Origin of the sequence: Phenylobacterium sp. (assembly GCF_965284355.1) — a bacterium.
GTDB lineage: Bacteria > Pseudomonadota > Alphaproteobacteria > Caulobacterales > Caulobacteraceae > Phenylobacterium.
In genome coordinates, this window is record NZ_OZ260078.1 from 3,091,742 (window position 1) to 3,112,217 (window position 20,476).

The 20,476-nt window shown below is 69.0% G+C and carries 23 protein-coding genes; 10 read left to right on the forward strand and 13 right to left on the reverse strand.

Annotated features, from left to right (window positions below; all coding sequences use genetic code 11):
- Positions 1 to 23 precede the first annotated feature (23 nt).
- Positions 24 to 917 (reverse strand): transcriptional regulator GcvA, encoded by an 894-nt coding sequence (gene gcvA, locus ACQ66R_RS15145; protein ID WP_430423343.1) that lies wholly within the window; start codon positions 915 to 917, stop codon positions 24 to 26.
- Between the two features lie 123 nt (positions 918 to 1,040).
- Between gcvA and ACQ66R_RS15150 the strand changes: the two genes are divergently transcribed.
- Entirely contained in the window at positions 1,041 to 1,400 is a 360-nt protein-coding gene (locus ACQ66R_RS15150; RefSeq protein WP_430423345.1) for an energy transducer TonB family protein, read from the forward strand.
- Between the two features lie 42 nt (positions 1,401 to 1,442).
- Here ACQ66R_RS15150 and ACQ66R_RS15155 read toward each other — a convergent pair whose 3' ends face one another.
- Positions 1,443 to 2,048 carry a TetR/AcrR family transcriptional regulator gene (locus tag ACQ66R_RS15155; RefSeq protein ID WP_430423346.1) on the reverse strand — a complete coding sequence of 202 codons (606 nt, stop codon included), beginning with the start codon at positions 2,046 to 2,048 and terminating at the stop codon, positions 1,443 to 1,445.
- An 82-nt stretch (positions 2,049 to 2,130) separates the two neighbouring features.
- On the opposite strand from ACQ66R_RS15155, the gene ACQ66R_RS15160 reads away from it, so the two are divergent.
- The gene (locus ACQ66R_RS15160) at positions 2,131 to 2,565 is read left to right on the forward strand and encodes a PaaI family thioesterase (RefSeq protein ID WP_430423348.1); all 435 of its coding nucleotides are present in this window, start codon (positions 2,131 to 2,133) and stop codon (positions 2,563 to 2,565) included.
- A 58-nt stretch (positions 2,566 to 2,623) separates the two neighbouring features.
- Here ACQ66R_RS15160 and ACQ66R_RS15165 read toward each other — a convergent pair whose 3' ends face one another.
- Both ACQ66R_RS15165 and ACQ66R_RS15170 read right to left on the reverse strand, forming a co-directional pair.
- Positions 2,624 to 3,568, reverse strand: coding sequence for an electron transfer flavoprotein subunit alpha/FixB family protein (locus ACQ66R_RS15165; protein WP_430423350.1), 945 nt, complete (start codon positions 3,566 to 3,568; stop codon positions 2,624 to 2,626).
- Complete coding sequence (locus tag ACQ66R_RS15170) at positions 3,568 to 4,314, reverse strand: electron transfer flavoprotein subunit beta/FixA family protein (RefSeq protein ID WP_430423352.1); 747 nt, start codon at positions 4,312 to 4,314, stop codon at positions 3,568 to 3,570. The genes ACQ66R_RS15165 and ACQ66R_RS15170 overlap by 1 nt, the downstream gene beginning before the upstream one ends.
- A 143-nt stretch (positions 4,315 to 4,457) precedes the next feature.
- Between ACQ66R_RS15170 and ACQ66R_RS15175 the strand changes: the two genes are divergently transcribed.
- Entirely contained in the window at positions 4,458 to 4,736 is a 279-nt protein-coding gene (locus ACQ66R_RS15175; RefSeq protein WP_430423353.1) for a hypothetical protein, read from the forward strand.
- Positions 4,737 to 4,875: 139 nt separating this feature from the next.
- Here the strand turns inward: ACQ66R_RS15175 and ACQ66R_RS15180 are convergent, their stop codons facing one another.
- Both ACQ66R_RS15180 and ACQ66R_RS15185 read right to left on the reverse strand, forming a co-directional pair.
- A complete protein-coding gene (locus ACQ66R_RS15180) occupies positions 4,876 to 5,451 on the reverse strand; it encodes a cob(I)yrinic acid a,c-diamide adenosyltransferase (protein WP_430423355.1) in 576 nt (191 codons plus the stop codon).
- Positions 5,452 to 5,462: 11 nt separating this feature from the next.
- Positions 5,463 to 5,660 (reverse strand): twin transmembrane helix small protein, encoded by a 198-nt coding sequence (locus ACQ66R_RS15185; protein ID WP_293364873.1) that lies wholly within the window; start codon positions 5,658 to 5,660, stop codon positions 5,463 to 5,465.
- A 325-nt stretch (positions 5,661 to 5,985) separates the two neighbouring features.
- Between ACQ66R_RS15185 and ACQ66R_RS15190 the strand changes: the two genes are divergently transcribed.
- Positions 5,986 to 6,636, forward strand: coding sequence for a TetR/AcrR family transcriptional regulator (locus ACQ66R_RS15190; protein ID WP_430423358.1), 651 nt, complete (start codon positions 5,986 to 5,988; stop codon positions 6,634 to 6,636).
- 46 nt (positions 6,637 to 6,682) lie between these two features.
- Positions 6,683 to 7,288, forward strand: coding sequence for a TetR/AcrR family transcriptional regulator (locus tag ACQ66R_RS15195; RefSeq protein WP_430426313.1), 606 nt, complete (start codon positions 6,683 to 6,685; stop codon positions 7,286 to 7,288).
- 3 nt (positions 7,289 to 7,291) lie between these two features.
- On the opposite strand, the gene ACQ66R_RS15200 is transcribed toward ACQ66R_RS15195, so the two are convergent.
- On the reverse strand, positions 7,292 to 8,938 hold the full coding sequence (locus tag ACQ66R_RS15200) for an acyl-CoA dehydrogenase family protein (protein ID WP_430423360.1): 1,647 nt from the start codon (positions 8,936 to 8,938) through the stop codon (positions 7,292 to 7,294).
- A 78-nt stretch (positions 8,939 to 9,016) separates the two neighbouring features.
- Here ACQ66R_RS15200 and ACQ66R_RS15205 point away from each other — a divergent pair, with 78 nt between their 5' ends.
- A complete protein-coding gene (locus ACQ66R_RS15205) occupies positions 9,017 to 9,643 on the forward strand; it encodes a glutathione S-transferase family protein (RefSeq protein WP_430423361.1) in 627 nt (208 codons plus the stop codon).
- Here ACQ66R_RS15205 and ACQ66R_RS15210 read toward each other — a convergent pair whose 3' ends face one another.
- Together ACQ66R_RS15210 and ACQ66R_RS15215 are read right to left on the reverse strand one after the other, a co-directional pair.
- Complete coding sequence (locus ACQ66R_RS15210; RefSeq protein WP_430423363.1) at positions 9,644 to 10,507, reverse strand: alpha/beta fold hydrolase; 864 nt, start codon at positions 10,505 to 10,507, stop codon at positions 9,644 to 9,646.
- A 34-nt stretch (positions 10,508 to 10,541) separates the two neighbouring features.
- The gene (locus ACQ66R_RS15215; RefSeq protein ID WP_430423365.1) at positions 10,542 to 11,468 is read right to left on the reverse strand and encodes a D-alanyl-D-alanine carboxypeptidase family protein; all 927 of its coding nucleotides are present in this window, start codon (positions 11,466 to 11,468) and stop codon (positions 10,542 to 10,544) included.
- Between the two features lie 43 nt (positions 11,469 to 11,511).
- Here ACQ66R_RS15215 and ACQ66R_RS15220 point away from each other — a divergent pair, with 43 nt between their 5' ends.
- The 3 genes from ACQ66R_RS15220 (at position 11,512) to ACQ66R_RS15230 (ending at position 13,689) form a co-directional block, all read left to right on the forward strand.
- On the forward strand, positions 11,512 to 12,573 hold the full coding sequence (locus ACQ66R_RS15220) for a L,D-transpeptidase family protein (protein WP_430423367.1): 1,062 nt from the start codon (positions 11,512 to 11,514) through the stop codon (positions 12,571 to 12,573).
- A 193-nt stretch (positions 12,574 to 12,766) separates the two neighbouring features.
- The gene (locus ACQ66R_RS15225) at positions 12,767 to 13,390 is read left to right on the forward strand and encodes a hypothetical protein (protein ID WP_430423368.1); all 624 of its coding nucleotides are present in this window, start codon (positions 12,767 to 12,769) and stop codon (positions 13,388 to 13,390) included.
- A 17-nt stretch (positions 13,391 to 13,407) separates the two neighbouring features.
- Entirely contained in the window at positions 13,408 to 13,689 is a 282-nt protein-coding gene (locus tag ACQ66R_RS15230; RefSeq protein WP_430423370.1) for a hypothetical protein, read from the forward strand.
- Positions 13,690 to 13,799: 110 nt separating this feature from the next.
- Here the strand turns inward: ACQ66R_RS15230 and ACQ66R_RS15235 are convergent, their stop codons facing one another.
- The 3 genes from ACQ66R_RS15235 to ACQ66R_RS15245 all read right to left on the reverse strand — a co-directional run bounded on the left by ACQ66R_RS15235 (position 13,800) and on the right by ACQ66R_RS15245 (position 17,424).
- Positions 13,800 to 14,888, reverse strand: coding sequence for a Rieske 2Fe-2S domain-containing protein (locus ACQ66R_RS15235; RefSeq protein WP_430423371.1), 1,089 nt, complete (start codon positions 14,886 to 14,888; stop codon positions 13,800 to 13,802).
- Between the two features lie 86 nt (positions 14,889 to 14,974).
- Positions 14,975 to 16,606, reverse strand: a complete 1,632-nt coding sequence (locus ACQ66R_RS15240; protein ID WP_430423373.1) for an alpha-glucosidase family protein — start codon at positions 16,604 to 16,606, stop codon at positions 14,975 to 14,977.
- A 200-nt stretch (positions 16,607 to 16,806) separates the two neighbouring features.
- Positions 16,807 to 17,424, reverse strand: coding sequence for an ATP-dependent Clp protease proteolytic subunit (locus ACQ66R_RS15245; RefSeq protein ID WP_430423375.1), 618 nt, complete (start codon positions 17,422 to 17,424; stop codon positions 16,807 to 16,809).
- 216 nt (positions 17,425 to 17,640) lie between these two features.
- Between ACQ66R_RS15245 and ACQ66R_RS15250 the strand changes: the two genes are divergently transcribed.
- The gene (locus ACQ66R_RS15250; RefSeq protein ID WP_430423377.1) at positions 17,641 to 18,348 is read left to right on the forward strand and encodes an extensin family protein; all 708 of its coding nucleotides are present in this window, start codon (positions 17,641 to 17,643) and stop codon (positions 18,346 to 18,348) included.
- A gap of 1 nt (position 18,349) precedes the next feature.
- On the opposite strand, the gene ACQ66R_RS15255 is transcribed toward ACQ66R_RS15250, so the two are convergent.
- Positions 18,350 to 20,269, reverse strand: coding sequence for a PQQ-binding-like beta-propeller repeat protein (locus ACQ66R_RS15255; protein WP_430423379.1), 1,920 nt, complete (start codon positions 20,267 to 20,269; stop codon positions 18,350 to 18,352).
- Positions 20,270 to 20,476 lie beyond the last annotated feature (207 nt).

Here is a 20,476-nt window from a genome sequence, read left to right on the forward strand (position 1 = left end):
AGGCTTTGCTGCAACGCAAAATATCAGGGCGATTCGGTTCGTCCTGGAGTGGTCGCCTCGGCCATCAGCCAATCGCGCAGGGCCTCGATGCGGCGCACCTTGCGGCTATCGGCGCGCCAGACCACCCAGAAGCCCAGTTCCGAGGCGACGCCCGCCTCGAACGGTCGCACCAATCGGCCGGTCTTGAGGTCTTGTTCGATGAGTCCGCTGCGGGCCAGGGCGGCTCCGATGCCCTGTGCTGCGGCTTCCAGCAGCATGGCGCTGTCCTCGAACAGCATGCCCTGCTGGCGCGGCGCCTCGAGGCCGAACGTGTTGAACCACAGGTTCCAGGGCCGGTGGCCGTGGTGCAGCAGGGGCACGCTCAGCAGGTCCTGCGGCGTCTTCAGATCATGGCGGGCCAGGAACTCGGGGCTGCAGACCGGGATCAGGCTCTCCGAGACGAGGTGGACGCACTCCACGTCCGGCCAGCCGCCGCCGCCATAGCGCACGGCCATGTCGACGCCGTCGGTGACGAAGTCGGCGCGGCGTTCCTCGACGCGGATCTCCAGGTTGGCGCCGGCCGGATGGGCCAGCATCCGCTGCAGCCGCGGAGGCAGCCAGCGGTTGGCGAACTGGCTCTCCAGGCTGACCACCAGGGGCGCGCGGAAGGCGGCGGCGTGGAAATCGTCGACCGCGTTCGACAGCACCCCGATGCCGCGGGCCACCTCGGCCGCCAGCTTCTGGGCGTCGGGCGTGGGGATCATCCCGTTGCCGCGCCGCTCGAACAGGCGTGCGCCCAGTTCGGCCTCCAGCCTGCGGATCTGCTGGCTCACCGCGCCGTGGGTGACCGCCAGTTCCTGGGCCGCGCGGCTGTAGCTGCGGTGCCGCGCCGCCGCCTCGAGGGCGCGGAGCGCGAAGAAGGGCGGCAGACGGGCCATGGGCAGGTTGTTAGCGATCGTAACAACCACTTGCAAAATCTATCGTTCGCGGGAGCGGCCCAAGGTTCCCATATCCGATGCAGCGGCGCTGCTGAAGGTGTGTAGTTTCAGAGGATTAGACCCATGAAATCTCGTGTTCTCCTGCTCTCCGCCGCAGCCCTCGTTGCAATCGGCGCGACGGCGCACGCGGCCCCGCGCGAGGTCCGCGACTACCTCGACCGGGCCGGCGCCGCGGCCGCCAGGCAGGTGGCCCAGGCCGGCGTCGATGTCGGCCCGGGCCTGGACGTGAAGGCCCGCGTGAACTCGGACGGCCGGCTCTCCAGCCTGCGGGTCGTGAAGTCGAGCGGCTCGCTCGAGACCGACCAGAAGGCCGTCGCAGCCCTCAGGCGCCTGAAGGTGTCGGCCCCGCCGAACGCGCTGCTGGGCGCCGACATCACGGTCGCCGTCGCCAAGGAACCGATGCTGGCGGCCCAGAACCCCTGATCGTCCGTGCAGGGCGGTCAGGCGGCGGTTCCACGAGGACCGTCATTCCGCGACTGGGGCGGCTCCTGCCAAGGAGCCGCCTCCTTTTTTCGCGGACGCCTGATAGGCCTCGATCAGGCGGACCAGGGCGTCCTCCAGGCGCGGATCGTTGAGCACCGGCGATCCCTCGAGCACCGCGGCGCGGATCACGCCATTGACGGCGCGGTCCAGGACGAACGCGTCGAAGGGGTCCAGACGGGGTAACAGGCGACTGGCGGCGCGGCCCTCGCGGACGATCCCGTCCACGCCCTCTTCCGCCATGATCGCTTTCAGTGCGGCCCGCCTCGTGGCGGGTCGTCCGTCCATCGCCTGGATCTGCCCGCGGACGGCCAGCCGGACCGGATCCTCGCGCCCCTCGGCGATCTCGGCGGCGAGGACATCGCGCTTGCGGGCGTTCTCCTCGCGCGCCATGGCCGCCAGGATCGCCTGCTTGGAACTGAAGTACTGGTAGAGCGTGCCGATGCTGACGCCGGCGCGCTCAGCGACACGGTTGGTGTTGAAGCCGGCCTCGCCCTCGCTTTCCAGAATCTGAGCTGTGGCCTCGAAGATCGCCGCGCGGGTGGCGAGCGCGCGGGCCTGACGCGGCTGACGACGCGGGACTCTTGGCATCGGACAGGGCGCTCCGGGAAAGGCGAGTACCAAAACCTGAGCTTAGCTCGGATTCTGCTCCTCCACATGGGAGGAACCGCCTTTGACCTGGGCCACCGAACGACTGGACGAGATTCAAGCGCCGGGATTCGTCCCGCCACCCGTGGTGCGGCGCCTCGGCCTGGGGCTTCTGGACGACTGGGGCCCCGGCTGGGTCCGCAAGACATGGACCCCTGACGCGGAAGACCTGAAGCACGCTGACGGCTCCATGTTCGGCGGCTACATCGCCGCCCTGGCGGACCAGGTTCTGGCGTTCGCGGCCATGACGGTGGTCGCCGACGACGCCTGGTATCGCACCACCGACCTTCAGGTGCGGTTCGTGAAGGTGGGGCGCGGCCATCCCCTGTTGATCGAGGCGCGCGTGCTGTCGGCCACCAAGCGGCTGATCACCGCCGAAGTCGATTTCCGCCGCCCGGACGGCGAGCTGATCGCCAAGGCCTCGGGCCAACAGATCATCCTGCCGAAAGGCCAGGCGTAACGAAAAAGGGGCGGACCCTGCGGTCCGCCCCTCTGATCGTTGTCGCGCGTGACGCGGCTTACTTGCCGATCTTGGCGAGCTCGCTCATCAGCTCGGGGACCGCGGTCTTGTAGTCTCCCACGAGGCCATAGTCGGCGACCTGGAAGATCGGCGCATCGCCGTCCTTGTTGATGGCGACGATGACCTTGGAGTCCTTCATGCCGGCCAGGTGCTGGATGGCGCCCGAGATGCCCACGGCGATGTAGAGCTCGGGAGCCACGACCTTGCCGGTCTGACCGACCTGGTAGTCGTTCGGCGCATAGCCGGCGTCGACGGCGGCGCGCGAAGCGCCGACGGCGGCGCCCAGCTTGTCGGCGAGCGGCTCGATCACCTTCTGGAACTCCTCGGCCGAGCCCATGGCGCGACCGCCCGAGACCACGATCTTGGCGGCGCCCAGGTCGGGACGAGCCGACTTGACCAGCTTCTGATCGACGAACTTGGTCTTGGCCGGGGCGCCGGGAGCCGCCACGGATTCGATCGCAGCCGAACCGCCTTCAGCGGCGGCCTTGAACGACGTCGGGCGCACCGTCAGCACCTTCTTGGCGTCGGAGGACTGGACGGTCTCCATCGCGTTGCCGGCGTAGATCGGGTGGGTGAAGGTGTCGGCGCTGACGACTTCGGACACGTCCGAGATCTGCGCCACGTCCAGCTTCGCCGCGACGCGGGGGCTGAAGTTCTTACCCTGCGAGGTGGCGGGGGTCAGGATGGCGTCGTAGCCGCCCGCCAGACCTACGATCAGGTCGGCCACCGACTCGGCCAGACCCTGGCCCAGCTCGGCGCTTTCCGCGGTCAGCACCTTGCGCACGCCGGCGATCTTGGCCGCTTCGGCCGCGATCGACGCGGTGTTCGTGCCGGCCACCAGGATGTCGATGTCGCCACCGATCGCCTGGGCGGCGGTCACCACCTTGTGCGTGTTGTCCTTGAGGGTCGCGTTGTCGTGATCCGCGATGACGAGAACGGCCATTAGAGGACCCCCGCGGTCTTGAGGTTGGAAACGATGTCGGCGGCGGTCTCGACCTTGATGCCCGCGCTGCGCTTCGGCGGCTCGGAAACCTTCACGACCTTGAGGCGCGGGGCGGTGTCGACGCCGAGCGAGCCCAGCTCCTTAACGTCCAGCGGCTTCTTCTTGGCCTTCATGATGTTGGGCAGCGACGCATAGCGCGGCTCGTTCAGGCGCAGGTCGGCGGTGACCACCGCCGGCAGGCTGACATCGATCGTCTGAAGGCCGCCGTCGACTTCCCGCGTCACGGTGGCCTTGCCGCCGTCGACCGTGATCGCCGAGGCGAAGGTCGCCTGCGGCCAGTCGAGCAGGGCCGACAGCATCTGGCCGACGGCGTTGTTGTCGCCGTCGATAGCCTGCTTGCCCATCATCACCAGCTCGGGGTTCTCCTCGGCGATGATCGCCTTGAGCACCTTGGCCACGGCCAGCGGCTCGAGGTCCTGGTCGGTCTGGACGAGGATGGCGCGGTCGGCGCCCATGGCCAGCGCGGTGCGCAGGGTTTCCTGCGCCTGCGTCGGGCCGACGCTCACGGCGACGATCTCGGTCGCGGCGCCCTTTTCCTTCAGGCGCACGGCTTCCTCGACCGCGATCTCGCAGAAGGGGTTCATCGACATCTTGACGTTTGCGAGGTCGACACCCGTCTGATCGGCCTTAACGCGGGCCTTGACGTTGTAGTCGATCACCCGCTTGACCGGGACCAACACCTTCATGGGTAGCTAGCGCCTCAAATTGCTGCGGAAAGAATGCGGGAGGGCATTACCCTTTCCGCCGCGCATTGCAAGCACGGGCGGCCTGAAATTGCCGCAGCGCACAGGCCTAGCCAAGGACGGCTCCCGTTACGTAAAAGGCTCGCATGAACCCGAATATCGAGCGCCTGAAGCTGATCTTCATCGCGATCTTCGCCGTCGCCATCGTCGGCGTGGGCGTCTGGCAGGTCGGCTGGATCATCCCGCAGAAGAACTGCGAGAAGGCCAAGAAGTGGTGGGACGGCAGCCAGCGTGTCTGCGCCACGCCGATCCTCGTGTCGGATGTGACGGGCCGGGTGATCACCGACGCGAAGGCGCTCGCCGAGGCCAAGAAGGCGATCGGGCGGCCCGAGGCGGCGCCCAAGCCAGCTCCGAAGGCGGAGTAACGTCCCTCCCCATCGGGGAGGGTGGCGAGCGAAGCTAGACGGGTAGGGGAGTCAAAATCCTCCCCGACCTCAGCACGCCGGCTCACACTTCCCCACCCTGGCCGCTCCGCGGCCCGTCCCTCCCCGGCGGGGAGGGAACCTAGCGCGTCGCCCCGCTCTCCCAGAACACTTCGGCCTCGCCCCGGCCGTTGGCCCAGCGGGCGGCGACGAAGAGATGGTCTGACAGGCGGTTGAGGTAGCGCATGGCGGGGCCGCTCACCGGCTCGCCCGTTTCCGTCAGCCGCACCGCCTCGCGCTCGGCGCGACGGCTCACCGTGCGGGCCAGGTGCAGGGCCGCGGCCGCCGGTGTCCCGCCCGGCAGGATGAACGACTTCAGGCCCGGGAGACGGTCGTTCAGGCTGTCGATCTCGGCTTCCAGCCGCGCCACCTGGCCATCGAGGATGCGCAGCTTCGATCCGGGCTCCTCGTCCGCCTCGGCCGGCATGGCGAGGTCGGCGCCCAGGTCGAACAGCTCGTTCTGGATGCGTCCCAGCATGGCGTCGAGCTCGGGGTCGTGGGCCAGGTGGACGCGGGCGAGGCCGATGCAGGCGTTCGTCTCGTCGACGCAGCCGTAGGCCTCGACCCTCAGGTCGGTCTTGCTGACCGTCTGGCCGGTGGCCAGCCGCGTCGTGCCGGCGTCGCCGGTGCGCGTGTAGATGCGATTGAGCGTGACCATTGGTCGCTATGTCAGGTCTGGCTGCGCCACCAGACGGCGGCCATCAGCACGGCGACCGCGACCGCCTGGGTGACGACGCGCAGCCGCATCAGCTTGTTCGACCATGATCGGCCGAAGTCGCCGCCCCGGAACAAGGAGTAGATGCCCACCGCCAGTACGAGGGCGACCGCGACCAGCGCCGCGGTGATGAGATAGTCGAACAGGTCCATGCGCCAACATTATGCCCCGCGCCGGGGCTATGCCACCACGAAGAACCGTGTTTAATTTAAACTTGACTTTAATGCCCATGAACATGTTCATCGAGCGTGGGTCCAGGCCGAACGCGGAAATTCGACGTGACGCCAGACCCCTTATGCAATAAGGGATTTTGCCGTCGGTGCGAGTGGCGTCAATCTGCTCGCCTGCGTTGCATTACAAGTCAGTAATCTAATTCGCGTATCTAGTTAGTTGAACATGTTCAGGCCGGATGATCCCGGTTTAATCCTCCCCCCAGCCAGACCACCGACGCCCCCGGGTCGGTGAAAATTGAGAAGAATGAAGCACATCTCCCCCATCCAGGTCGCCGCCGACGCTCCGGCGCGCGCGCCCACCCGCCGCGCTCTCGCCAAGCAGCAAACCCGCCTCAAGGTCCTCGCCGCCGCCCGCCGCCTCTTCAGCGAGCAGGGTTACGAAGGCGCGACCATCCGCGACATCGCCGCCGCGGCGGGCATGTCGACCGGCGCGGTGTTCGCCAACTTTACGGACAAATCCGATCTCTTCCGAGAGATCATGACCGACGACATGGAAGCCCTGCTGGGCGCCATGCGCGACGCTGCCACTCGCGGCCGCAATATCGAGGACGGCGTCCTGAAGGTCTTCATGGCCGGCTACACCTTCTACAAGTCGCGCCTGCAACTGGCCCGCGCCGCGTTCTCGGTGTCGTGGGACAAGGATGGCGGCCCCAGCCTGCGCGGCCTCTCGTCGTCGCTGGCCTTCCAGGACGTGTTCATCGAAATGCTGACCGCCGCGGTCGAGCGCGGCGAGCTGTCGCAGGAAGCGGAAGTCAAGCTGCGCGCCCAGATGCTGTTCGACACCTACCTCTCGAACTTCCCCCAGGCGATCTTCGAAGGCTGGAGCCTGGACGCGCTTCAGACCCGCGCCCGTGATCAGGTCCGCATCCTGCTGGCCGGCGCGCGCCGCGGCTGATCGCGGTCCGATGACCGCCGACGTCGGATCACTCCCGCGAGACCCTCTGTCGCCGAGGCAGTCGCAAAAGGAAGCGACCCGCCAACGCGTCCTGGAGGCCGCGCGGGAGTTGTTCGACACGCAGGGGTACCAGGGCGCCACGGTCCGCGAGATCGCGCGTCGCGCCGAAGTGTCCGTCGGCAGCGTCTTCACCACCTTCGCCTCCAAGGGCGAGATCCTCTCCGAGGTGATGGCCGCCCGGCTCGATCCGCTCTACGCCGAGATCGACCGGGTGATGCCCCATCTGCGCGGGTCCACGGCCGATCGCCTGCGGACCATGTTCGCGATCCACTTCGAGTTCGAGGCCAGGCATGTGCGACTGTTCATGTCGCACATCGCCGCCGCCTATGACTGGACGCTCACCGAGGGCGCTCGCCCCTATGGCCGCAACACGCGGCTGAAGGACGTGATCGTCGACGCGTTGATCAAGGGTCAGGCCGACGGCGACGTCCGCCACGATATCGAACTGCAGGAGGTCGTCGATCTCCTGATGAGCGCCTATGCCTGGACCTACCGGCTGGTCATCACCAACGGCGCCGACGCCAAGGCCATGATCGCCGTCATGGACCGCCAGATCGGCCTTATCGCAGAAGGCTTCGCGCCCCGGACCTGAGCGCTAGTTGGCGCCTTCCAGCAGTCGCCGCGCGATCACCTGCGCCTGGATTTCGCCGGCGCCCTCGAAGATGTTGAGGATGCGGGCGTCCGCCAGCACGCGACTGACGGGCTGCTCCATCGCAAACCCGGTCCCGCCGTGGATCTGCACGGCGTTGTCGGCGGCGGCCCAGGCGATGCGGGCGGCCGTCAGCTTGGCCATTCCGGCTTCCAGGTCGCAGCGGCGGCCCTCGTCCTTGGCCCGCGCCGCGAACCAGGCGAGGCGGCGCGCGCCCGTCAGCTCGGCGGCCATCATCGCCAGCTTGTTGGCCACCCGCGGGAAGGTCGTGATCGGCGCGCCGAACTGGCGACGCTGCAGGGCGTAGTCCAGGGCCAGGTCCAATGCGCTCTGCGCGACGCCGATGGCGCGGGCGGCGGTCTGGATGCGGGCGCTCTCGAAGGTGGCCATCAGCTGCACGAACCCCTGGCCTTCCTGGCCGCCCAGCAGGTTGGCGTGCGGCACGGAGAAGCCGTCGAAGGCGATCTCGTATTCCTTCATGCCGCGATAGCCGATCACCCCGATCTCGCCGCCGCTCATGCCGTCGGCGGGGAACGGGCCGCCGTCCACGCCCCGCGGCTTCTCGGCGAGGAACATCGACAGGCCGCGGTGGTCCTTCACGTCGGGATTGGTGCGGACCAGCAGGGTCATCAGGTCGGCGCGTCCCGCGTGCGTGATCCAGGTCTTGGCGCCGTAGATCTTCCAGGTGTCCCCCTCGCGGACGGCGCGGGTGCGCAGGGAGCCCAGATCGGAGCCGGCCTCGGGCTCGGTGAACACCGCCGTCGGGATCGTGCGGCCGGAGGTGATGCCCGGCAGGAAGCGCTCCTTCTGGGCCGGGGTGCCGTGGGCCAGGATCAGCTCGGCGGCGATCTCGGATCGGGTGCCCAGTGAGCCCGTCCCGATCCAGCCGCGTGACAGCGCCTCGGACACGACGCACATCGCCACCTTGCCCAGGCCCGAGCCGCCCCAGGCCTCGGGCGCGGTCAGGCCGAAGACTCCAAGGTCGCCCAGCTCCTCCAGAAGGGACAGCGGGATCAACTCGTCGCGCAGGTGCCAGCCATGGGCGTACGGGACGATCTTCTCTTCGGTGAAAGCGTGGAACTGGTCGCGGATCGCCTCCAGCGTCTCGTCCAGCCCGCTGGCCTCCAGCGAAGGTCGGCCGCGGGCCTGCTCCAGCAGCTCGACGATGCGGTGCTTGGCCGCCTGCGAGGCGCCGGGACGCAGCCGGCCCAGCACGTGGGTCAGGCGCTCGGCGGGGGCGAAGACGTCGGCGGGGCGGAAGAACTCGCCCTGGTTCATCGGCAGGCCGCCGACCATCTGGCTGAGGTACTCATGCGCCAGCAGCTGCGCGGGCAGCGCCTCGGCCTCGGTCAGGCGCCCCTCGTCGTCCAGCGCCCGGGCCCAGGCCGCCGTCTGGCGCAGGGTCTCGGCGTAGGCGGCCATCCAGGCCAGGCCGTGGGCCGCGTGCTGCTCGGCGTCCAGCGCCACGCGGTCCAACCGCCCGTCGGCCCGCACCCGACCCCCCACGGTGTTGGCTATCGAGGCGGTCAGCGACGCGGCTTCGGCCGCGGCGAGGTCCAGCAGGTCCGGGAGGTTGGGCAGGATCAGGCTCATGCGGACCTTTTGGCAGGATTGCGTTGCGTCAGGTGAGGCCGGTTTGCTGTATCCCACAAAGAAACCGGAGACGCTCTCATGCTGGTAGTCCATCACCTCAACGACAGCCGTTCGCAACGCATCCTCTGGCTGCTGGAGGAGCTGGGCGCGCCCTACGAGCTGAAGATCTACCAGCGCGACGCCACCACGCGGCTGGCCCCCGCGGAGCTGAAGGCGGTCCACCCCCTGGGCAAGTCGCCGGTGGTGACCGAGGACGGCCGGACCATCATCGAGTCCGGCGCCATCGTCGACTACCTCGTCCGCCGCCATGGCGGCGGCAAGCTGTCGCCGCCGCCCGGCAGCGACGCCTACGAGATCTACAACCAGTGGCTCCACTACGGCGAAGGCTCGGCCATGCTGCCGCTGATGCTCAACATGTACGTCAGCCGGCTGGGCGAGGCGGGCGCGCCGCTGCATCCGCGCATCGAGAGCGAGATGGACAACCACCTGGGCTACCTCGAAGATTCGCTGGCCGGGAAGGACTGGCTGCTGGGCGAACTCACGGGCGCCGACGTCCAGATGAGCTTCGTCGGCGAGGTCGCCGGCGCCTTCGGGCGACTCGACCGCTATCCGAACATGAAGGCCTGGGTCGATCGCTTCCAGGCGCGGCCGGCCTACAAGGCGGCGCTGGCCCGGGGCGGCGACTACAGCATGGCCAGGCGCTGATTACTCGAACGGCGGGAAGTCGTCCTCGTCGGGCACGCCGTCCAGGAAGTCCAGGACGGCGGCCTTGAGCGCGCCGTGCGGGATGGCCGAGAAGTGATCGCACCCGCCCAGGACCTTGCCCTTGCCATAGGGGAACAGGCGGGCGAGCTCGACGGGATCGCCGGCCAGGTCGTCGCCGACGCCCGCCACCACCAGAACCGGCATGTCCAGCCGCCCCAGGGCTTCGCGGTCCAGCGGCGTGCTGAACGCCTGCGAAAACGCGGCCAGCGCCTGGCGGTCCTCGCCCTGTTCGTCGGCGAACTGGCGGAAACTGCGCAGGAACTCGGTCTTGATGCTGGTCGGGTCGTCGGCCTCCATGGCGGTCACGATGGTCTCGCCATTCTCGGTCGCGCGCGGCGGATCGAACAGCTTGCCGCCCACGCCGCCCAGGATGAGATTGTTCACCCGCTCGGGCGCGTCGATCGCCATCTGCATGGCCGTCCGCGTGCCCATCGAGTAGCCGAACACCTCGGGCTGCCTGACGCCCAGGTGGTCCAGCAGCGCCAGCGCGTCGGCGGCCAGATTGGCGCGGCCATAGTCGGCCGGATCGTGGCTGCGGACGCTCTCGCCGTGCCCGCGCTGGTCCATCGCGATCACCCGGAACCCGCGGCGGCCCAGCGCCTGGTACCAGCCGGTGCGCTGCCAGCCCTCGTTGCGGTTCGACGCGAAGCCGTGGAGCAGCAGGATCGTCCGCTCGGCCGGGCCCTCTGGATCGCGAGAAGCGATCCAGTCTCTTTCACTTAGGACTCCGCCCCCAGCGGGGGCGGTGGGAGGGGCGATGTCGTCGTAGGCGATGGAGACGCCGTTCAAGGTCGCGGTGGGCATGGTCGGAAACGTAGAGCCGGTATGGCCGCGGCGTCTACGGACTCTCGCCCGTCCACTCCCAGTGCCACGGCTCGAACGGGTAGTTCACGAAGCCGAAGCGCCGCGCGTTCTTCACGAGCCACCGATAGGTCGGCGTCTGGGTCATGAAGAGCCGGTTGGGGTCAGCGCTGGAGTCCGGACCGAAGCCGGGCGCCTGGCCCACGAAAAGGTCGGCCGCCAGGCCGGTGCGGTGCGCCGAGCAGCGGGCGCGGACGATCCCGTCGCAGTTGCCCTCGGCCTGACAGCGCGCGGCGTCGGCCGACGGGCTGCGATAGCCGGAGAAGATGGTCAGGTTGCGCGGGTCGGCGGCGATCTCGGGGACTTCGGCGCGCGCGGCGGCGACCATCTGGCGATAGGCGGCCAGCGCGCGCGGGCGCATCCACACCTGCTTGCCGCCATAGCCCTCGTCTGTTCGGGCCGCGCTGACCAGGTCCGGTGTTTCCGGGCACATGCCGGTTGAGGTGAAGCGCACGAAGTCGCGGCGCGTCTGCATGGCGCCCTTCATCGACATGAAGACGGCTTCGGCCATGACGCCGTCGGGGGTCTGGCCGTTCTGCCGCTGCCAGTCGGCGAGCGCGCGGGCGAAGCCTTCGGAATTGGGCGGGCAGTCGGTCCCAAGCTCGCCCTGGATCAGCGTGACGTAGACCTCCCACCCGGCCTCCTGCCGCCCGAAGGGGGCCCAGGCGAGGCTGCGCACGGACGCCGCGTTGCCTTCGGCCGCCGCGGTCCAGCCCGGGGCGCGGCAAAGGGTGCTGAGCGGCATCGCCGGGCCGGCCGCCGGGCCGGGCTCAGCCGCGCCCACCGCGCCCGGCCGGTCAGGCGACAGCGGCGCACAGCCGGTCACCCGCACAAACAGGATCAGGAGCAGCACGACCGCCGCGGCGGTCGCCCACAGGAACCGGATGATGTCTCGGAGCTTCATCCACATCGCCGCCAGCAACCGCGGCCAAACGCAGAGGTCCAGTATGAAGTTCGCCCGCGCGCTGCTTTTCGGCGCTTCCCTCCTGCCGCTGGCCGCCTGTGACATCCGCCCCCGCGAGACCGCCGAAGCGCCGGTGGCCGCATCTCCGATCGAAGCCCCGGCGCCCGTCGCGCCGCCACAGCCCTCGGTCTCTCCGCTGGCTCAGGCCGCCAATCAAGCCGCCTGGGCCGAGGCGCCCGCCTCGCTTGCGGCCAAGCGGGACATGCTGCTGCGCGCCCAGGTCCTGCTGGACCGCGCTCATTTCTCGCCGGGCGTCATCGACGGCCAGGACGGGGAGAACGTGAAGAACGCCATCGCCGCCTACGAACGCGCGAACGGCCTGCCCGAGGACGGCCTGCTCGATGCGGAGGTGTGGGCGAAGCTGACGGCCGACGCCGGTCCCGTGCTGACAGACTACGTCATCACCGCGCAGGACGTGGCCGGCCCGTTCACGCCGGTGATCCCCAAGGACTATGCCGAATTGGCCAAGCTGGACGGCGTGCGGTTCACGGGGCCGCTCGAGGCGCTGGCCGAGCGCTTCCACATGGACGTGCCCCTTCTCCAGGCGCTGAACCCGGGCGCCGACTTCTCGGTGGCCGGAACGAAAATCGTGGTGGCCGCGCCCTCGCGGCCCGAGTTGCCCGCCAAGGTCGCCAGGATCGAGGTCGACAAGGCCCGCAAGCAGGTCCGCGCCTACGACGCCGGCGACAGACTCCTGGCGGCCTATCCGGCAACGGTGGGGTCGGCCGACCTGCCGACGCCCGAAGGCGAGTGGGCCGTGCGCACGATCGCCCCGTCACCCACCTACACCTACGACCCCAGTCGCCTGAACTTCGGAAACAAGAAAGCGGGCAAGCTCACCATCAAGGCGGGCCCCAACAACCCCGTGGGCGCGGTCTGGATCGACCTGACCAAGGACACCTACGGCATCCACGGCGCGCCCGAGCCTCGGCTGGTCGGCAAGGTGGCGAGCCACGGCTGCGTCCGGCTCACGAACTGGGACGCCCAACAGTTGGCGCAGGCCGTCGAAAAAGGCTCGAAAGTGATCTTCCTGGGCGAAGCCTGAGGTCGCTGCACGTCGGGGTTGCCGGATTTCCCACAGAATTCCCAGGCCATTCCCACTGTAAAGGTTTCGGTTACGAAAACAGCGATACCCATTTTGAGTAGCGACAGAAGAGCGCACACAGCCCTACGGAGCACCCCCCATGTCCCCAAGGCCTCCAGCCCCGATTCTCGCACCCATGAGCCGCGTCGATCGCGTGACGGCGCGCTCGCTTCGGGACAGCGAGCGTCGGAAGCGGACGGGGGAGCGTCGCCGGGCGACCAAGGCCGACGCTGAAGCCTGGCAGATCGTGCTCGCCCGGCTGACCGAGGCGCACCACGTGACCTTTAAGCGCATCGACTGGGCCGAGATCGAGGCGATGGGCCCCGTCGTGCCCAGTGTGCCACGCGACGCCGTCTCGTCTGTGGCGCGGCGCAAGTTGCAGGACTATCGCCCATCGCTTGCCGACAACCTGTTGGGCCGCGAGCGCGATCGTCGACGCGAGCTGATGGACAAGGTGATCGAGGCCGTGAAGGCGGACGCCGAGCTCTATGCCCGCGCCAAGGCCGAGGCCGACGCCCATAACCGCAAGCTGGCGCTCGCCAACGAGGTTCGCGCCCTAAACCCCGACGCGATCGCGGGCGTGCTCAAGGCCAGCGGCTTGCCGAAGGCGCTCAAGGACGTCGTCGAGGCCTTCAGCCTGCGCACCGAAGGCGCCCGGCGGTGGCCCAGGTGGACCTCATCGAGCTGGACGCGCTTCCGGATGAAGAGTGCCGGTCCGCGGCCGCCGGCTATGTTTGGGCGCCGCTCACCGATGCCGATCGCGCCCAACTGCAGCTGAGCAACGCCTGCTCGGCGGTGCTGCGGGTCGCGGTGGAGGTGCTGCAGGCGGCGCCGGTCGAAACGGTCGAGGTGGTGGCCCGCCTCTGCCGACCCCATGGATCGGCCGAGGCCGACTTCGACACTGTTCTTCACGTGAAGGTCCACGCGATCGCCATCGCCAAGGCTCACCTGAAGAAGATGGAAGCGACCACGGTCATCTCGGCGCTGGGCGCCCGCTTCGACTGGACGCCGGCCCGCGGCCTGGGTGCGATCGACCTGGACGATATCGGTCTGGCGGCGCGCCGCGCGGCAGCCTAGAGCCTGTCCGGTTCAGATGGAACCATCTGAACCGGAAGAACAGGCTCGATCTTCTTTGATTTAGAGCGCGTTTCGGGGCGAAACCGGCCTCCACTTTCGCCCAACGCGCTCTAGCTGCGCCAGCGCAGGGTCGCGGGCTGCACAGGGTTGTGGAAGGGCCGGCCCTCGCGCCGGCTCTGCGCCCATTCCCGCTTCAGCGCCTGGTACCACTTGGCCTGCCGGTCGGCGTCGTCGATCCAGATCAGGGCGGGGCTGCGTTTCAGGCCCTCGTTCTGCAGCTTCACCATGTCGGCGTCCTGGCGCAGGAACGTCCGCGCCATCGCTCCGATGATAGGCTTCAACAGCGTGAAGGCCGGGTGGTCGGACCAGGCGACCTGGATGACCTGGGTGCGCGCCTCGTCGATGGGCGTCAGGCAGGTCAGCGACAGCACCTGGCGCGCGCCCACCGACACGTGCTCCCAGCGCAGGCCGGGGAGGCGGAAGGTGATCTCGGTCTCGGGCTTGCCGCCCAGGATGGCGTAGGCGCGGCTGTTCTTCGAGGGCGCGTGGCGCACCATCGTGAAGCCGGCGTCCGAGGGCACGAAGCGCTTCTCCTTGTCGTGCTCGCTGCCGGCCGTCCGCCACCACCACTGCCGATGCACATAGGGGCCATGGGCCGGGTCCATCAGCCCCACGACCGCCTGGTCGATGTGGGCGTCGAACACCATCCTGTCGACGAGCTTTGGCGCGCCGCCCACCACGCCGGGCAGGTACGGGGGCGGGTGATCGGGTTGGCCCGTCGGGGAGGCGGCCATCCAGACGAACACCAGGCCCTGGCTCTCCTCGATGGGGTAGCGCCGCACGCGGATGCGGCTCACGTCCAGCTCCTGGTCCGCGGTCAGGGACGGGATCGCCGCGCACGCGCCGTCGGCCTTGAACCGCCAGCCGTGATAGGGGCAGGCGACCGTCTCCACGCCGAAGGCGTCGCGGTGAAACTGGCCTGCCGACAGCGGCGCGGCCCGATGCGGGCAGACGTCGCGCAGGGCGAACAGCGCGCCGCTGGGCGATCGGCCCAGCGCCAGGGGTTCGCCCAGGATCTGCACATGGATCAGCTTGCCCTGCCGCAGGTCGGCCGACAGCGCGGCCACGTACCAGGTGTCGGTCAGGAAGCCCGTTCCGAAGCGGGCCTCCGTACGGCTGCGAGGCCCGCCGTCAGGCATGCTCGGCCTCAAGGTTGCAGTCACTCATCCGGCGGTTCACTAGCGCATTTCGCCACGAAATGCCCGTGGCTCCAAACGCCGGGAACTCAGCCCTGAGCCAGGCGAAGGAAACAGGCGGCGTAGGGCGACAGGCCCACCGAGTCGCCGCGCAGCTCGGCCTCGCCGGACCGCAGGGGCAGCAGATCGGCGACCGACAGGGTCGGGTGGTCGAACACCTGCGGCTGGTCGCTGAAGTTGAAGACGCAGACCACGGCCTCGTCGTCGTACTCGCGCACGAAGGCCACCAGGGGGGCGTCCACCTTGGCAAAGGCGATGTCGCCCACCGTCATGGCGGGCGAGGCCTTGCGGAAGGCGATCATCTCGCGGGCGAAGGTGAGCATGGAGTCGGGGTCGTCGGCCTGTTCCTCGACCGACAGCCCACGGTGCTCGGCGGCCAGCGGCAGCCAGGGCTCGCCGTCGGTGAACCCCATGTTCAGCCCGGTGGTCCAGGGCATCGGCGTGCGGCACCCGTCACGGCCGCCGTCGTAGGGCCAGTAGAGGTCGCCCACCGGGTCGCGCAGCTGGTCGCGGGTGAGCGACGCCTGCGGCAGGCCCAGCTCCTCGCCCTGGTAGATCAACGTCGTGCCCTTCAGGGCCACCAGCAGCGCGAACAGCATCCGCGCCAGCTCGGGCGGGGCGTCCTTGCCGCCGAACCGGCTGACGGTGCGGGGTACATCGTGGTTCGAGAAGCTGATGGTCGGCCAGTGGCCCGGATAGGCCGCCAGCGTGTCGTAATGCTGAGTGACGAAGCCGGGCTCGAGCTTGCGCGCCAGCAGCATCACGAAGGTGTAGCCCGAGTGCAGCCCCTCGGTCGGCGTGCAGTAGGCGCCGCAGCGGGCTTCCTCTTCGGAAAACTCGCCGAACACGAAGCGGTCGCCCTGGTTTACGCCGCTCCACGCGTCCACCCGCCGTCGGATGAGGTCGAGCATCTCGACGTTCTCCTCCAGGTTGGAGTCGTTGAGGTGGAACTGCAGGTTGCCCGCGTGGCTCCAGTGCAGGCCGCGGCGCTGGTCCATCGGCACCGGCGGGTTGGGCGTCAGCGCCGCGTCGTGCAGATAGGTGCCGGCCACATCCAGGCGGAAGCCGTCGACGCCCTTCTCCAGCCAGTGATCCAGCACCGACAGGGCCGCCTCGCGGGCGCCGGGGCTGCGCCAGTTCAGCTTGGGCTGCTGGCGCAGGAACTTGTGGTGATAGTGCTGCCGTCGCGCCGGCTGGTAGGCCCAGGCCGGGCCGCCGAAGACGCTCAGCCAGTTGTTCGGCGCCGTGCCGTCCAGTTGGGGATCGGCCCAGACGTACCAATCGGCCTTGGGCCCATCCTTTCCACCGCTCAGGCTTTCCACGAACCAGGGGTGGACGTCCGAGGTGTGGGAAAGAACCTCGTCCAGCACCACCTTCAGGCCGCGCGCATGGGCCTCATCCAGCAGGGCCTGGAAGTCCTCGGGCGTGCCGTAGTCGTGCTGCACGCCCTCGAAGTCGGCGATGTCGTAACCCCAGTCGCGGTTCGGCGAGGGGTGGATCGGCGACAGCCAAAGGCCATCGACGCCCAGGCTCTGGATGTAGTCCAGCTTGGCCATGACGCCCGGCAGGTCGCCGTGGCCGTCACCGTCCGAGTCGAAGAAGCTGCGGACGTAGACGTGATAGAGGATCGCGCCCTTCCACCAGGGATCAAGGCTTCGCATTCCGTTCTCCTCCCCCGTTGGGGGAGGGGGACCGCCCCGATCCGCCCTTAGCGGATCGTAATCCTAGAGGCGTCGGGTTGCAGCGCAACCCGGGGGCGGTGGAGGGGTTCACCCCATCCGCTGAGCCCGCCGGCAAGCACCCTCCACCACGCTTCGCGTGGTCCCCCTCCCCCAGCGGGGGAGGAGGGAGCTGTAGCGACTTAGACCTCGCTCGCGTCCGTGATGATCTTCGAGACGAGGCCGTAGGCCACGGCTTCCTCGGCGCTCATCCAGAAGTTCCGCTGGGTGTCCTTCACGACCTTCTCGAAGGTCTGGCCGGTTTCGCGGGCGATCAGGCGGTTCAACCGGTCCTGCATCTTGATGATCTCTTCCGCCTCGATCTCGATGTCCGAGGCCTGGCCGCGCACGCCGCCGGCGGGCTGATGCAGCAGGAAGCGGGTGTTCGGCAGGCAGACCCGGTTTTCCTTCAGCGCGCCCAGGAAGATGTGCGCGCCGGCGCTGGCCACCCAGCCCGTGCCGATCACCTTCACCTGCGCGCCGCAGAAGCGAATCATGTCGTGGATCGTGTCGCCGCTTTCGACGTGTCCGCCGGGCGAGTTGATGATCACGCGGATCGGCTTGTCGCTCTCGCTGGCCAGGGCGGTGAGTTGGGCGGTGACGCGCTCGGCCAGGCGCATGTCGATTTCGCCGAAGATCAGCACGGTGCGGCTCTTGAACAGCGCGTTCTGGACCGGCCCGGCGCTCATGGGCATGTCGGGGAGGCGGCCCTTGTCCTCGTCGTCGCCGTCTTCGTCGAGGTAGGAAATCCACTTCTGCATAGGTCGCGCCTTCAAGGTCGGAGTTCGTTCCCCTTGGAGTTATTGGTCCGGGGCGTGAACGGCAAGTGCGTACCGCAACTCCGGCGACGCTGCGACGCACTGACGACTGTTGAGGCGCCCCCGAAACTCCCCCGAACGTCGGCCGGGTTTCGATGGCCGCTCCCTTGAACCACGACGCCGCCACGCCATTCCTCAGGGGTGCCTCGTCCCATCCGCGTGAACCGTGAACTGCTGGCCCTGGCCGCCGCCTGGAGCGTGGTGGTCGAGCTTGCGCTCGCGGGCGCGCTGCTGATGCTGGCTATCGTGCGCTGGGCGCCGCCCGAGGATCTGCCGTGGACGCCTCTGACCCTGGACCAGCCGGTGGGCCTGTCGACCGGGTTCAAGTTCGCCGTGGCGGCGGCCGATCCGGCGCGATGCGAGGCGGTGCTGAGGGAGGGCGGTGTCGCGTTCCTCAGGGAGCCGGATCGCGAAGCGGGCGGCTGCTCTACCACCGGCGCCGTGCGACTGCAGAGCCCGGCGACCGCCCTGACTCCGGCCGGCCCTGTGATGAGCTGCGGGCAGGCGCTGGCGTACGCCTTCTGGACCCGCCACGCGTTGCAGCCCGCGGCGCGCGCTGAGCTGGGCGAGCGGGTCGCCCGGGTCGAGCACTACGGCACGTTCTCTTGCCGCAACGTGGCCGGCAGCACGAGGCGCAGCCAGCACGCCTACGCCAACGCCATCGACATCGCGGCCTTCCGCACGGCCTCGGGAAAGCGCGTGAGCGTGCTGCACGACTTTGACGATCCGGGGCCGAAGGGACGCTTCCTGCGCCGCGTGCGCGACGGGGCCTGCCCCTGGTACACGGCGGGGCTCAGCCCCGACTACAACGCGGCCCATAAGGACCACCTTCACCTCGACCGCGGGCCGTTCCGGGCCTGTCGCTAGTCTACCGCTTGGGACGGAACGCCAGCAGGACGTTGCCGTCGGCCTGGCCGAACATGCCGTAGCCCGAGCCCGCCAGCAGCAGCCCGTTGACGCCCACGATCGACACCGCGTCGAACGCGCCGCCCTTGGCCGGCACGCCGTTCAAGGTCTCGAACGGCCGCAGGGTGTCGTAGGTCCAGAGCTGCTCGCCGGTCTTGCCGTCCAGGGCGAAGAGGCGCCCGTCCAGGCTGCCCTGCATCACCGTCCCGTCGATGATCGTCGGCGCGCCCGAGAAGCCGTAGCTGCGCTCGCAGCGGGCCAGTTTCTTGCCCCGGTCGCCGGCGCAGTCGGCCTTGGCCGTGTAGTGCCACTTGAAGTCGCCGGTGTTGGCGTCGACCGCGTACATGCCGATCTGCAGCTTGGGGTCGAAGTCGGCCTGGCCCGGGATCGGCCGGCCCACGTTGGTGATGCCGGCGTAGACGAGGTCGTTCTCGAACGCGATGCCCCAGTGGATGCCGCCCATCGGGCCGCCCGAGCCGATGTCGCGCCGCCAGACCACCTTGCCGGTCTCGGGCTCCAGGGCCCACAGCGTCCCCGACTTCTGCCCGGCCAGCACCAGTTCGCGGCCGTTCTTCAGCTTGGCCAGCACGACGGAGGCGCCGAAGTCCACGTCGCGGAAGACCGTCTCCTTCACGCAGTTCAGCCGGTCGGGCCGCGGGTTCGGGCCGCAGCCGATGGTGAAGATGTCGTTGGCGGTGGCCTGCATGCTCCAGGCCTCGGTCCCGTCCTTCAGCCGGATGGCGATCAGGGCGTCGGTGTTGTGGTGGGCCGGCGGCGAGTTCGCCTCGCCCGTGCCGAAGTAGATCAGGCCGCGCTTTTCATCCACGACCGGCGAGTTCCAGATCGGCGCGCCCGACGGGCCCAGCAGCGGCTTGCCGTCGCCGCGGTCGGCCTTCACCGGCGTGGCGTCAGGCATAGTGTCGTAGCGCCACTGCTGGGCGCCGGTGGCCGGGTCCAGCGACAGGACCACGCCGTGGTTGGTGCAGCACTGCACCTTGTTGTCGCCGCCGACCGTGATCTCGAACTGGCTGACCGGAACGATGATGCGATCCTTCAGCACGCGCGGCGTGCCGGTGGTCATCGAGTAGGAATAGACCGCGACGTTCTTGGTCCAGAGCGGCTTGCCCGACTTCACGTCGACGACGTGGACCGTCGAATCCAGGCCCGAGAAGGCCAGCACCGCCCGACCATCCGCGATGACGCCGTACGCCGGACTGGTGCGCAGCGGCGCGCCGGAGGGCGTGTTGTAGACCCACTTCACGCAGGGCTTGGCCGGGTCGCTGACGTCGAAGGCGTAGAGGGCGCCGGCCTCGGCCACCGGCAGGAACACGTTCTTGCCGATCACCGCGGGCTGGGCGCGCATCATCGTCACGTCCGGGAAGCCGATCGCCCAGGCGAGGTCCAGCTTGCTCAGCTGGGCCCGCGTCAGGCCCGTCTGCTTGGCGCTCAGGGTGCGCGTGTTGCGGGCGTCGAATCCGAAGGTGGCGATGGTGGGCGCGGCCTTGGTGTCGACCGCCAGCCGGCCGCCCGTGCAGGCCATGGCCGTGGTCCAGGTCGGGGCCGGCTTCTTGGTCTTGCCGGTGAGATAGTTGATCAGCTGGCCGCGGGTCTCAGGCGTCAGGCTGGCCCCCTGCGCCTGCATCTTGCCCTGGGTCAGCGCGAACTCCAGCGTCTGGTAGCTCATGGCTTCCAGGTTGGCCTTCGACGGCGAGCGGGTCTCAACGGGGTTGTCGTGGCAGGCGGCGCAGAACTGGCGATAGACCGCCTGGCCGTCATGCGGCATCTGGCTGGCCATCTGCGCGGAGGCCTGGCCGGCGAACGCGGCGGCGACGGCGAATCCCACGGTCGCCCAAAGGCCTGCCGCCTGGCTGAACCACTTCATGACGCGTTCCCCCGAACTCGTGGGCGGCTCTGGAACGGCCGCCTCAGTTTCGAAGATACGGCATCTCGCGCCGGGGTCTATGTCTGGCTTGAAGCGTGACGCCCCGTGCGGCCGACGACCGGCCCGGCTTGACCTCGGGGCAGGCCGCATCGCAAATGGCGCAAACTCAAACAAACGTTTGGCCAGGTCGTCCTGGCCGGAAGGAGC